Origin of the sequence: Nosocomiicoccus massiliensis (genome assembly GCF_002871345.2) — a bacterium.
GTDB classification, from domain to species: domain Bacteria; phylum Bacillota; class Bacilli; order Staphylococcales; family Salinicoccaceae; genus Nosocomiicoccus; species Nosocomiicoccus ampullae_A.
The window spans coordinates 460,200-474,305 of sequence record NZ_CP136964.1 but is presented as its reverse complement, the minus strand read 5'-3'; the positions used below and the strand labels follow the sequence as shown (position 1 = coordinate 474,305).

Genomic DNA, 14,106 nt, shown 5'->3' with positions numbered 1-14,106 from the left:
ATCGGTAAGTAAGGGGCAATCTAAATGCATGTCATTGCACTTAGTATAAACTATAGGAAAGCAAGCGTAGATGAACGCGAACAACTTAATTTTAGTGATCATGATATCGTACCAGCACTTCATACGTTACGTGATCAAAAAAGCATATTAGAAGCGGTAATTTTTTCAACGTGTAACCGAACAGAATTATATGTCGTGACAGATCAAGTGCATACGGGATCTTATTACACGAGAAACTTTTTAAGTGAGTATTTCAACATACCACTAGAAACCGTTAAAAACGTGACAGAGTTAAAAGTGAATGATGAAGCAATTCATCACTTATACCGAGTTGCTGCAGGGTTAGATTCAATGGTGCTCGGTGAAACGCAAATTTTAGGTCAAATTAGAGATGCGTTTATACTCGCACAAGAAGAACATACGACAGGGAAAATTTTTAATCGATTATTCAAAGAAGTTATCACAATCGCAAAACGCGGACATAGTGAAACAGATATTTCTAAAAATGCTGTATCTATGTCATATGCAGCGGTAGAACTCGCTAAGAAGATTTTTACAAATATTCAAGATGTTAAAGTTCTCGTACTCGGTGCGGGAGAAATGTCAGAAGAAACGTTATTAAACTTAACGTCTAATGGTGTGAGTGATGTGACAGTTGTAAACCGTAACAGAGATAACGGCAAACAACTCGCAGAACGTTATTTAGGTCAATTTAGACCGATGGATGAATTAGAAGATGCACTGAAAGATACAGATATCGTCATCTCAAGTACAGGTGCACCGAACTTTATCATTACTGAAGAAATGATTAAAAGAGTCCGTAACCTAGATGATGAACGTTCGCTCATACTTATTGATATCGCTGTACCGCGTGATATCGATCCAAATGTTAATAATGTAAATAACGTCCATCATTATAACGTCGATGATTTAAGTGGAATTGTCGATGATAATTTAAAAAAGAGAAAAGAAGAAGCTAAAAAAATTGAAGCGATGATAGACACATCAATTCAAGAATTTTTAAATTGGGTTGAAATGCAAGGTGTACGTCCTGTAATCGAAGCAATGCGTACGAAAGCATTAAACATACATGAAACGACGTTTGAAAGCATCACAAATAAGTTACCAGATTTAACTAAACGTGAAAAGACGATTATATCTAAACATATGAAAAGTATTATTAACCAAATGTTACGTGACCCTATTACGTACACGAAAGAACTCGCGGATGAACGTAAAGGCGCAGTTCAGTTAACAGAACTTGAACATATTTTTGGTATTGAATCTATCGTTGAAGATATTCATAAAAGACAACATGAATCGTTACAAGCGATTGATAAACTAAGAAAAGAAAAACAAAATGTGAGAAAGTAGGCCAATCATGAAAACAGTTGTAGTCGGGACGAGACGTAGTGGTCTTGCAAAAACTCAAACGATGCAATTAATTAAATCGTTAAAAGAAAAGAATCCAGAAGTAAACTTTGAAGTAAAAGAAATCGTAACTAGAGGAGATAGAATTGTCGACCGCCAATTAAGTAAAGTCGGTGGTAAAGGTCTATTCGTTAAAGAAATCGAACACGCACTAAAAGTTGGAGATATTGACATGGCCGTACACTCGTTAAAAGACGTACCGAGTGAATTACCAGAAGGATTTAAACTTTCAGCTGTACCTGTTCGTGAAGATAGACGAGACGCATTTTTATCGAATGGAAATGTGTCATTTAAAGACTTAAAACCAGGTTCAATTATCGGAACGTCAAGTTTACGTCGTGCAGCTCAACTGCAACAAATGCGTGATGACATTACGGTGAACTGGGTACGTGGAAACATCGACACGCGTATTCAAAAGATGCGTGACGGTGAGTATGACGCGATTATCCTCGCTGCAGCTGGTTTAAAACGTATGGGTTGGAGTGATGATGTCGTCACTGAATACTTTGATCCTGAAGAATTTATACCAGCAGTTGCGCAAGGCGCATTAGGTGTAGAAATTCGTGAAGACGATAAAGAAATGCACGAAATTTTACAGACGATTCACCACGATGAAACAGCGACTGAAACGACAGCAGAGCGTACATTCTTAAAACGAATGGACGGTAGTTGCCAAGTGCCAATCGGAGCAAATGCACAATTTGTAGATGGTGAATTATATTTAACTGGTCTCATTATGAGTGAAGATGGTAATGAGAAGTTTCTCGTTAAAAAATCTGGAGACGATCCGGTTGTACTCGGTAATTTAGTTGCTGACGAAATGGAAAAAATCGGTGCAAAAGAAATTATTGATGAAATCAACAAAAATAAATAAAAGAGTCGTCGTTACTCAAAGTCATTTTAGAGATGTCGAAACATCTTTAGATTTAATTCATCTACCGATTATTACGTTTAAAAAATTACCGTATGAAAAATCGATATTAAATAAACAATATGATTACGCCGTAATTACGAGTAAAAACACCGTCCGTTTCTTTAAAGACGAGTTAAATGTGCTCGATGTAAAACATATTGCATCAATTGGCAAAACAACGTCTGAAGCACTCGTTGAAGCGGGATTCCATGTTGACTTTGAGCCGAGCGATTATACGCAAGAAGGGTTTAAAGAAGAGTTTAAAGTGGAAAAGGGAATGCGTGTACTTTATCCTGCAAGTAAAGATAAGCGTTCAATTATGCGAGATTACTTTATAAGTGAAGGTGCAGAACTAACGGATTTACCGTTATACGCACCCGCATCGAATGATATTACGATAAGAGAGTTAAAACGTATACTAAGTGATATTGACGGTATCACATTTTCTAGTCCGTCTGGCGTTCACGCTTTTATGGCACAATTTAAAAAAGAAGATTTAACAGACTTAAAAGTAATTTCTATTGGGCACGTCACTCAAAGTGCTTTATTATCTTACGGTGTAAAAACGAAGATACCAAAAGAAGCGACATTAGAAAGTATGATTAACGAAATGGAAAAGGAGTTTCAAAATGAAATTTGATAGACATCGCAGATTAAGAAAATCAGAATTTATGAGAGATTTAGTGAGAGAAACATCATTACGTAAAGACGATTTAATTTATCCGATTTTCGTCGTGGAACGTGATAACGTAAAAAAAGAAATTCCATCGATGAAAGGTGTTTACCAAATCTCGTTAAATTTACTTGAAGAAGAACTAAAAGAAGTTTATGAACTCGGTATTAAATCGGTTATTTTCTTCGGTGTGCCAAACCATAAAGACGACGTTGGTAGTGGTGCATATGATGAAAATGGGATTGTTCAAGAGGCATGTAAACTATCTAAAAAATTATATCCTGATTTAATTGTTATTTTAGATACTTGTCTATGTGAATACACAGATCATGGACATTGTGGTGTCATCGATCCAAACACGAAAGACGTTGATAATGACAAAACATTACCTCTCTTAATTGAAACAGCTGTTTCACAAGCAAAAGCTGGTGCAGACATTATTGCACCATCAAACATGATGGATGGTTTTGTTACAGAGATTCGTAAAGGATTAGATGATGCAGGGTTTTATCATGTTCCGATTATGAGTTACGGTATTAAATACGCATCTAAGTTTTATGGTCCATTTAGAGATGCAGCAGAATCTACACCATCATTTGGTGACAGAAGAACATATCAAATGGACCCGGCAAACCGTTTAGAAGCACTACGAGAGTTAGAGAGTGATACACGTGAAGGTGCAGATATGATGATTGTAAAACCTGCACTCTCATATCTTGATATTATCCGTGACGTTAGAAACAATTCGAATTTACCAATCATTGCATATAACGTCAGTGGTGAATACTCGATGACTGTTAATGCGATCGAACAAGGTTTACTAGATGAAGAAGTTATCGTAGAACAAATGTTATCTATTAAGCGTGCAGGTGCGGATATGATTATTACGTACTTTGCAAAAGACTTATGTAAAAAAATTAACGAAGGAGCAATTTAACGATGTACCAAAAATCGAAACAATTATTTGATGAAGCAGTTCATTTAATGCCAGGTGGAGTTAACTCTCCAGTTCGTGCGTTTAAATCGGTAAATATGGATCCGTTATTTATCGACAGCGCAAAAGGTGCGAAAGTGAAAGACGTTGATGGTAACGAGTATATTGACTACGTATTAAGCTGGGGTCCGTTAATTTTAGGTCACACTGATGAAGAGGTTGTTGAAGCGATTAAACAACAAGCTGAAAAAGGGTCTTCATTCGGTGCACCTACAGCGGTAGAAAACGAACTCGCAAAACTCGTCATCGACCGTGTACCGTCAGTTGAAATGATTCGTTTTGTATCTTCAGGTACTGAAGCAACACTTGCAGCACTTAGACTTGCTAGAGGTTATACAAACCGCAATAAAATCTTAAAATTTGAAGGATGCTACCACGGGCATAGTGACTCACTGTTAATCAAAGCAGGTAGTGGTGTTGCGACACTTGGTTTACCAGATTCACCAGGAGTTCCTGAAGGTACAGCTAAAAATACGATTACTGTTCCATATAACGATAAAGAAAGCTTAAAAGTCGCATTTGAACATTACGGTGACGACATTGCAGCAGTGATTATGGAACCAGTCGCAGGTAACATGGGAGTTGTTCCTCCAGTAAATGATTTCTTACAATATGTGAGAGACATTACGAATGAATATGGTTCACTATTAATTTTCGATGAAGTAATGACAGGTTTTAGAGTCGGGTATAACTGTGCACAAGGATACTTTGGTATCGATCCAGATATTACTTGTTTAGGTAAGGTCATCGGTGGTGGACTACCTGTCGGTGCGTTCGGTGGTAAAAAAGAAATTATCGAACGTATCGCACCGGCTGGAGATATTTACCAAGCAGGTACGTTATCAGGGAACCCACTTGCGATGACAGCAGGGTTACACACGTTAAAACAACTCAATAAAGAGAGTTATGACCACTTTAATCATTTAGGAGATATGATTGAAGAAGGACTAACAGAAGTCTTTAAAGAGTTTAACGTACCATTTACAATTAACCGTGCAGGTTCTATGATTGGATTCTTCTTAACAGGTGGTCCAGTTGAAAACTTTGAAGATGCAAATGGATCAGACTTAAAATTATTTGCTAAACTATATCCTGAAATGATTAAAGAAGGGGTATATTTACCTCCATCACAATTCGAGGGAATGTTCCTTTCAACAAAACATACTGAGGAAGATATTAAGTTTACAATTGAGGCGTTTAGAAACGCACTTTCACGTATTATGAAATAGGTATTGCTTTCGTTAGAAAAAATGTGCATAATTTAATATATAAATATGTAAGAGAGTAGGATGACTATGCCAATTCAAAAGAAAGATAAAAGACAACCTGCTTCAGAACGATTAGTATATTGGTTAATGCCTGTAGTAGCGTTTCTTTTACTGTTACCAGTACTTATTTATCATCTATAAGAGACAATACCTCGAGATTTCTCGAGGTATTTTTATATTGAGGTGATGGTGTTTGAGATTTTTAAAATTATTATGTCTTCTTGTGTTTATCGTATTAATAGGTGCTGTATTTAAGTTTTTCTCAATACCACTCGCATACTTGTTTGCGTCAATTATCGGAACGCTATTATTTATACGTATTATCGATAATGATATATATTTTCCAAAACCATTTGCGAATTCCGGTGTATTTGTAATGGGGATTCAAATTGGTACATCATTTACATTACCCGCGATTATTAAAATGACAGATGACTGGTACAATATCGTTATTATTACAATTTTAACGCTTCTGCTCGCTTTACTTTTATCGATCCCGTTTCGCTATTTAACGAATTCAACGGTTGAAACCGCAGTGTTAGCGAGTGTTCCAGGTGCTTTAAGTCAGATGATTATAATGGCAGAAGAAAATAAAAATGCCGATCTAATGCTCGTTTCATTGACACAGACTTCAAGAATCGTTTTTATCGTCATATTAGTGCCGATGATTACACATTTTTCTCAAAGTACTTCTGTCAGTAAAATTACTGAAGTGCCAAACTTATCTGAAGTGTTTTCAGTATATATGTTATTCATACCAATAGCAGGATATGTGATGTATCGTTTATTACGTAGGATAAAATTCCCAGCAGCAATCTTGCTCGGTCCAATGGTCCCAACAATCGTATGGAATTTAATAACGGAAGCACCATTTACGCTAGATTTTGTGCTCATTGCATTTGCACAAATTTTATTCGGTATTCGAATCGGAATGCAGATCACGACGTTATTTAGTCAACTTTCACTACGTGACATATGTGCAATTGTCATACAAAACATCGGTTTAATTGTCGGAAGTATGTTACTTGTCATCATTTATACGATGTTTACGTCTCATGAGTTTACGAGTCTATTTTTATCAGCAGCTCCAGGAGGTCTCGCTCAAATTATCGTCGTTGCGATGGAGAGTGGTGGAGATATTGCGATGATTTCAAGTTATCACTTGTTTAGAATATTCTTTATCATCCTAATTGTCGTACCGATCGTTCATTATCTTTTAATGAGACCACGTGCTCAGAAAAGTTGACTTAAACGCGTGAATACAATAAAATTAACGTAGTTAAATATGAAAAGTAGAAGTAGTAATGTCATCAATGTCTTCAGAGAATATGCGGTTGGTGAGAGCATAGTCATAGTGATATGAAGTAGTCTACGTGTAGAATTTATCTTGAATGTATAGTAAAGATAGACGTTTAGTGAGCGTTAATCATAATTAAGTGTGGCATATTTATGCCAAATTTAGGTGGTACCACGGTAATCCCGTCCTATTTAGTAGGGCGGGATTTTGTCATTTAAAGAAAGAGGTTGATATAGATGGATATGCCAACGAAGTATAATCCAACAGAAGTTGAAAAAGGAAAATATGAAACATGGGTGGAAGCAGGTTATTTTGAATCAGATGTAACGTCAGATAAACCACCATTTACAATCGTTATCCCACCGCCAAACGTAACAGGTAAGTTACATTTAGGTCACGCATGGGATACGACACTACAAGACATTATTACACGTCAAAAGCGTATGCAAGGTTTTGATACGTTGTACTTACCAGGTATGGACCATGCCGGTATCGCAACGCAAGCACGTGTAGTACAACGACTTAAAGAAGAAGGCATTGATATTCACGATTTAACACGTGAAGAATTTTTATCTCACGCGTGGAACTGGAAAGAAGAATATGCAGGCCACATCCGCGATCAATGGAAAAAATTAGGGCTTGGATTAGATTATAAAAAGGAAAGATTCACGTTAGATGAGGGGCTTTCTAAAGCAGTACGTAAAACGTTCGTTAATATGTATAACAAGGGACTCATTTACCGCGGTGAATACATCATTAACTGGGACCCAGAAACACGTACAGCGTTAAGTGATATTGAGGTCATTCATAAAGAAATCGAAGGCAAATTTTACCATATTAAGTATCCATATAGTGATGGTAGTGGTTATTTAGAAATCGCAACGACACGCCCAGAAACGATGCTCGGTGATACTGCGGTTGTCGTACATCCAGACGATGAAAGATATCAAGATATTATTGGTAAAACAGTAATTTTACCACTGATGGAACGTGAAATTCCTGTGATTACTGACGATTACGTCGATATAGAATTTGGTACAGGTGCAATGAAAGTCACACCAGCGCACGACCCGAATGACTTTGACTTAGGTAATCGTCACAATTTAGAACGTATTAACGTTATGAATGAAGACGGTACGATTAACGAACTCGGTGGGGAATTCGTTGGAATGGACCGCTTTGAAGCACGTAAAACGATTGTGAAAGAATTAGAAAAAAGAGACCAACTGATTAAAGTTGAATCACATATGCATAGCGTTGGACACTCAGAACGTAGTAATGCAATTGTCGAGCCGTATTTATCGACGCAGTGGTTCGTTAAAATGGCACCACTTAGAGATGAAACACTCGAAAACCAAGAGACGGACAATAGAGTTCATTTCGTACCGAATCGTTTTGAAGGTACGTTTAACCGCTGGATGGAAAACGTTCATGACTGGGTAATTTCAAGACAGTTATGGTGGGGGCACCAAATTCCAGCATGGTACCATAACGAAACTGGAGAAATGTACGTCGGTGAAGAAGCACCAGAAGATATTGAAAACTGGACGCAAGATAAAGACGTATTAGATACGTGGTTCTCAAGTGCATTATGGCCGTTTTCAACGTTAGGTTGGCCAGAAGAAACAGATTTACTTAAAAAATATTATCCAACAAACGTACTCGTCACTGGATATGACATTATATTCTTCTGGGTATCGCGTATGATCTTCTCAGGACTTGAACAAACTGATCAGCGTCCGTTTAACGACGTATTGTTACATGGACTTGTACGTGACGAACAAAATCGTAAAATGTCTAAATCTCTAGGTAACGGTGTAGATCCAATGGATGTTATTGATAAGTACGGTGCAGATGCACTTAGATACTTCTTATCAACAGGTTCTACACCAGGGCAAGACTTACGTTATAGCGATGGAAAAGTAGAATCTGTGTGGAACTTTATCAACAAAATTTGGAATGCATCACGATTTGCGTTAATGAATATCGGTCCAGATTTTAAACATGCAGACATAAATTTAGAGGGCGCAAAAACAGTTGCGGACGAGTGGATTTTAACGCGCTTAAACGATACGATTCGTGAAGTGACTCGTCTATTTGAAAAATACGAATTCGGTGAAGTTGGTCGTATTTTATACCACTTCATTTGGGATGATTTCTGTGATTGGTACATTGAAATGTCTAAAATCTCAATGAACGAAGGTACTGAAGAAGAAAAACAAATGACGCGTTCAGTATTACTTTACACACTTGATAAAATTCTAAAAATGTTACATCCGTTTATGCCGTTTGTCACTGAAGAAATTTACCAAGCGATTGATAATAGTCAATCTATCGTCGTGAGTGAGTGGCCGACGGTTGATGCGTCACTATCTAACGAAGAAAGTAATAAGACGATGAGTTTACTCGTAGACATTATTAAATCAGTACGTCAAACGAGAAATGAAGTGAATACACCACTATCTAAGCCAATCGATATTAAAATTGAGATTAAAGATGCAAACAGTCGAGCGCTTATTGAAGAAAACAAACACTATATTACACGATTTACAAATCCTGAAACGTTAGAAATCAGCGAAAAAGTGAACATTCAAGACGATGCAAAAACTCAAGTCGTTAAAGGTGCGACTGTCGTTTTACCACTTGAAGGTTTAATCGATATAAACGAAGAAATCGAACGTTTAGAAAAAGAACTCGAGCGTTTAGATGGTGAATTAAAACGTGTTAAAGGTAAATTAAGCAATGAAAAATTTGTGCAAAATGCACCGGAAAAAATCGTAAATGAAGAGCGTGAAAAAGAAGCTTCATACAAAGCGCAATATGAAGATGTAGAAGCTCGACTAAACGGGTTAAGAGGTAAGTAACATGAATTATGATGAGACGTTAGAATGGATACACAATAGAGGAAAATTCGGCATCAAACCAGGCGTTAAACGCATGGTTTGGATGCTGAATGAACTAGATAACCCACAAGACAATATTACAGGCGTACATGTCGTCGGTACGAACGGTAAAGGTTCTGTCGTATCGTATATACGAAGTGCGTTAAATGAAAATGATTATTCAGTTGGAACATTCACTTCGCCTTATATTGAAGTGTTCAATGAACGCATTTCAATCGACGGTACGCCGATTTCTAACGAAGATCTCGCACACGTTGCCAATATCGTACGTCCTGTGAGTGAACGAATGGCTGAAGAAACTGAACTTGGACAAGCGACAGAATTTGAAATTATTACGGCGATGATGTTTGTGTATTTCGGTAATGTCCATCCAGTAAATATCGTAGTAGTTGAAGCGGGAATAGGAGCAACACATGACTCAACAAATGTGTTTAAACCAGTCATGACTATTTTAACGAGTATCGGTAAAGATCATACAGATATATTAGGAGAGACCCTCGTTGAAATTACGAAAGACAAAGCTGGGGTCATTAAAGAAGATACTCCGCTTGTGTATTTTGTTGACGATACTGAATCAAAACAAGTCATTTACAAAGTATTAGAAGAAAATCATGCGAAAGGTATAGAGCTCGGAAGAGATATTATTTTACTAGATAATGAACAGGAGTTTTCGTTTAAATATAACGATTATGATTTTAACGATATACAGTTAAAAATGCTCGGATACCATCAAATGCAAAACGCGAGCTTAGCACTAGCAGCACTTCTTGAAATGCATGATTTAGACATTGTAAATTTAGATATGAATAAAACAGTCCACGGTGTAGAAAACGTGACGTGGGTCGGGCGAATCGAAGTATTACAAGAAGATCCGACGATTATTATAGACGGAGCGCATAATAAAGAAGCGGTTGATGTTTTAATTAAAACTATCAAAGAAAACTATGCGGATAGAAAGATTACAGTTCTATTTTCATGTGTCGACGGAAAACCAATTCAATATATGGTCGATGAACTCGCATCGATTGCAGATGAATTTGTCGTGACTGAATTTGATTTTTATCGTAAAAAACCAGTTCAAGACATTTATAATGCAGTGAATCATCCGAATTTAAAACAAGTCGATGACTATATAAAATTTGTCGATCAGTTTGATGGTGATGTGTTACTTTGTACAGGTAGTTTATATTTCATCAGTTATATTAAACAACACTTTTCTAACAAATAAAAAAATCCCAAATTAGTATTTACTAATTTGGGATAAATTTTTATTGTTCGTCGCGTAAATATTTTTGTTCTTCTTTAGCATCTTGAAGTTTAAGTTCTTCTAAGATTTCACGTAATAATAATACTTCTTCTGCAGTTTCTGGTTCTTCTTCTTTTTCTTCAAAGGCACCGAATGTAGCTTTGTTTACGATTTTAACAAACATAAACACAGCAAAACCGATGATTAAGAAGTCGATAATTGATTGAATGAATACACCGTAAGTAATACCGTTCCATTCCCATGCAGATGCGAAATCTGTGTTACCAAATATTAATGCAATAAGTGGCATGATAATATTCGCTACAAGAGAATCGACGATTTTACCAAATGCTGCACCAATTACAACTGCTACTGCTAAATCTAATACGTTCCCACGCATCATAAATTCTTTAAATTCTTTAATCATTAAATACACTCCTAAATTAAAACCTTAATATATTATACATTAAAACGATGAAAAGTATATCATAATATTCATAATAAACGAATTGTTATTGTTTTATTCTTTTCCATAACTAAATCTTATACTTAGATATAGGTAGTTCGTATTGAAAAATAATGTTTATATGTTTCAAAATGAGCTGTAAACAGTTACAATTAAATTAACGTATATATTCTGGGGGGAAATTTTATGGCAAACAATTTACAAGAAAATGCAAAGCGCACATTGAATGTAAATGGGGTTGAGAAGACATACTACTCACTCAGATCTTTAACAGATGCTGGGCATAGTGATGTTGAACAGCTACCATATTCTATTCGTGTATTATTAGAATCTGTGTTACGTCAATACGATGGACATTCTATTCAAGAAAAACATATCGAGTCTCTTGCGAACTGGGACAAAGGTGATTTACAAGGTAAAGAAGTACCGTTTAAACCATCACGTGTAATTCTTCAAGACTTTACAGGTGTACCAGCTGTCGTGGACTTAGCGTCATTACGTAAAGCGATGAATGACAAAAACGGTGACATTCAAAAAATTAACCCTGAAGTACCAGTGGACTTAGTCATCGACCACTCAGTACAAGTTGATGCATACGGTACACATAGTGCACTCGTTAAAAACATGGAATTAGAATTTGAAAGAAATAAAGAGCGTTACGAATTTTTACGCTGGGCAGCTGAAGCGTTTGATAACTATCAAGCAGTGCCACCAGCTACAGGTATCGTTCACCAAGTAAACTTAGAGTACTTAGCAAACGTCGTACATGACCGTGATGATGTCGTATTCCCTGACTCACTCGTTGGTACAGACTCACATACGACAATGATCAACGGTTTAGGAGTACTTGGATGGGGTGTTGGTGGTATCGAAGCTGAAGCAGGAATGCTCGGTCAACCAAGTTACTTCCCATTACCTGAAGTTATTGGGGTTAAATTAAAAAACCAATTACCAGAAGGTGCAACAGCAACAGACTTAGCATTACGTATCACTCAAATGTTACGTGAGCACGGCGTTGTTGGTAAATTCGTTGAGTACTTCGGTGAAGGGGTATCAAACTTACCACTTGCTGACCGTGCAACGATTTCAAACATGGCGCCAGAATACGGTGCAACGAACGCATTATTCCCAGTCGATGAGGAAACATTAAACTACTTAAGACTAACTGGTCGTTCTGAAGATCATGTTGAATTAGTTGAACAGTACTTAAAAGAAAACGACTTATTCTTTAATCCAGATAAAGAACCGACATATTCTGAAGTGCTTGAATTAGACTTATCTACAGTAGAGCCTTCATTATCAGGACCAAAACGTCCTCAAGACTTAATCTTACTTTCAAAAATGAAAGAAGAATTTGAAGCTTCTGTAACGAGAGAAAATGGTAACCACGGTCACGGATATTCTAAAGAAATCTTCGACCAAAAAGTCGACGTTGAGTATAACGACGGTGGAAAAGAAACTCTTAAAACAGGTGACTTAGTCATCGCTGCGATTACATCTTGTACGAACACATCTAACCCGTACGTAATGTTAGGTGCAGGATTAGTTGCTAAAAAAGCAATGGAAAAAGGATTATCAGTTCCTAAGCACGTGAAAACTTCACTTGCACCAGGTTCAAAAGTAGTTACTGGTTACCTTGAAAACTCAGGTCTTCAAGAGTATCTAGATAAGCTAGGGTTTAACACTGTTGGTTACGGTTGTACGACATGTATCGGTAACTCAGGTCCATTACGTGACGAAGTAACAGAAGCAATTACTGAAAACGACATGCTCGTGTCATCAGTATTATCTGGTAACCGTAATTTTGAAGGGCGTATCCACCCACTAGTTAAAGCGAACTACTTAGCGTCACCACAGCTCGTAGTTGCTTACGCTTTAGCAGGTACGGTTGATATTGACCTTTATAACGATCCGATTGGACAAGATAAAGACGGTAACGACGTATTTATGAAAGATATCTGGCCATCAATTCAAGAAGTTAGAGATACTGTGTATGAAACAGTAACACCAGAATTATTCAAACGTGAATACGAGACAGTGTTTACTTCAAACGAAACGTGGAACAACATTAAAGTAACAGATGCACCATTATACGATTTCTCTGATGATTCAACGTATATTCAAAACCCAACATTCTTCGAAGATTTACCAGAAGAAGCGGGCAAAGTTGAAGCATTAAATGACCTTAAAGTTCTTGCGAAGTTCGGTGACTCTGTAACGACAGACCACATTTCTCCAGCAGGTGCGATTGGTAAAGATACACCAGCAGGTAAATGGTTAATTGAACAAGGTGTATCACCACGTGACTTTAACTCATACGGTTCTAGACGTGGTAACCATGAAGTAATGGTACGTGGGACATTTGCGAACATTCGTATTCGTAACCAAGTTGCACCAGGAACTGAAGGTGGATACACAACTTATTGGCCAACTGGCGAAGTAATGAGTATTTACGACGCAGCTATGAAGTATAAAGAAGACGGCACTGGTTTAGTTGTACTTGCTGGTGACGACTACGGAATGGGATCAAGCCGTGACTGGGCAGCTAAAGGTACAAACTTACTCGGTGTGAAAGCAGTACTTGCTGCATCATACGAAAGAATTCACCGTTCTAACTTAGTTATGATGGGTGTATTACCGCTTCAATTTGTTGAAGGTAAACACGCTGAAGACTACGGTTTAGAAGGAAACGAAACGTTTAACATCCCTGTAAACGAAGATGTTAAACCAGGAGATATCATTACAATCACTGCGACTAAAGAAGATGGAAGCACTGTAGATATCGATGTTAAAGTGAGATTTGACTCTGAAGTAGAAGTAGACTATTACCGTAACGGTGGTATCTTACAAATGGTACTTAGAGACAAACTTAAAAACTAATTTGTCGAATATAAAAGGCCAAGACATTTGTCTTG

General features: G+C 37.0%; 10 protein-coding genes and 1 other annotated feature. Of the genes, 9 read left to right on the top strand and 1 reads right to left on the bottom strand.

The window, feature by feature from the left end; all coding sequences use genetic code 11:
- The first annotated feature begins 24 nt into the window (after positions 1–24).
- From hemA to CJ229_RS02375, 8 genes are all read left to right on the top strand, one after another.
- Complete coding sequence (hemA, locus tag CJ229_RS02410) at positions 25–1,374, top strand: glutamyl-tRNA reductase (RefSeq protein WP_102167492.1); 1,350 nt, start codon at positions 25–27, stop codon at positions 1,372–1,374.
- Positions 1,375–1,381: 7 nt separating this feature from the next.
- Positions 1,382–2,305 (top strand): hydroxymethylbilane synthase, encoded by a 924-nt coding sequence (gene hemC, locus CJ229_RS02405; RefSeq protein WP_102167493.1) that lies wholly within the window; start codon positions 1,382–1,384, stop codon positions 2,303–2,305.
- Complete coding sequence (locus CJ229_RS02400) at positions 2,283–2,984, top strand: uroporphyrinogen-III synthase (RefSeq protein ID WP_102167494.1); 702 nt, start codon at positions 2,283–2,285, stop codon at positions 2,982–2,984. The genes hemC and CJ229_RS02400 overlap by 23 nt, the downstream gene beginning before the upstream one ends.
- Positions 2,974–3,954, top strand: coding sequence for a porphobilinogen synthase (hemB, locus tag CJ229_RS02395; protein WP_102167495.1), 981 nt, complete (start codon positions 2,974–2,976; stop codon positions 3,952–3,954). The genes CJ229_RS02400 and hemB overlap by 11 nt, the downstream gene beginning before the upstream one ends.
- Positions 3,955–3,956: 2 nt before the next feature.
- Entirely contained in the window at positions 3,957–5,240 is a 1,284-nt protein-coding gene (hemL, locus tag CJ229_RS02390; RefSeq protein ID WP_102167496.1) for a glutamate-1-semialdehyde 2,1-aminomutase, read from the top strand.
- A 232-nt stretch (positions 5,241–5,472) separates the two neighbouring features.
- Positions 5,473–6,525, top strand: a complete 1,053-nt coding sequence (locus tag CJ229_RS02385) for an AbrB family transcriptional regulator (protein WP_102167497.1) — start codon at positions 5,473–5,475, stop codon at positions 6,523–6,525.
- Between the two features lie 33 nt (positions 6,526–6,558).
- Positions 6,559–6,769, top strand: a binding site (T-box leader).
- A gap of 43 nt (positions 6,770–6,812) precedes the next feature.
- Positions 6,813–9,440 carry a valine--tRNA ligase gene (locus tag CJ229_RS02380; RefSeq protein ID WP_102167498.1) on the top strand — a complete coding sequence of 876 codons (2,628 nt, stop codon included), beginning with the start codon at positions 6,813–6,815 and terminating at the stop codon, positions 9,438–9,440.
- Between the two features lies 1 nt (position 9,441).
- Positions 9,442–10,707, top strand: coding sequence for a bifunctional folylpolyglutamate synthase/dihydrofolate synthase (locus tag CJ229_RS02375; RefSeq protein WP_102167499.1), 1,266 nt, complete (start codon positions 9,442–9,444; stop codon positions 10,705–10,707).
- A gap of 40 nt (positions 10,708–10,747) precedes the next feature.
- Here the strand turns inward: CJ229_RS02375 and mscL are convergent, their stop codons facing one another.
- Entirely contained in the window at positions 10,748–11,152 is a 405-nt protein-coding gene (mscL, locus tag CJ229_RS02370; RefSeq protein WP_102167500.1) for a large conductance mechanosensitive channel protein MscL, read from the bottom strand.
- Positions 11,153–11,377: 225 nt separating this feature from the next.
- Here mscL and acnA point away from each other — a divergent pair, with 225 nt between their 5' ends.
- On the top strand, positions 11,378–14,071 hold the full coding sequence (gene acnA / locus CJ229_RS02365; RefSeq protein ID WP_102167501.1) for an aconitate hydratase AcnA: 2,694 nt from the start codon (positions 11,378–11,380) through the stop codon (positions 14,069–14,071).
- Positions 14,072–14,106: the final 35 nt, after the last annotated feature.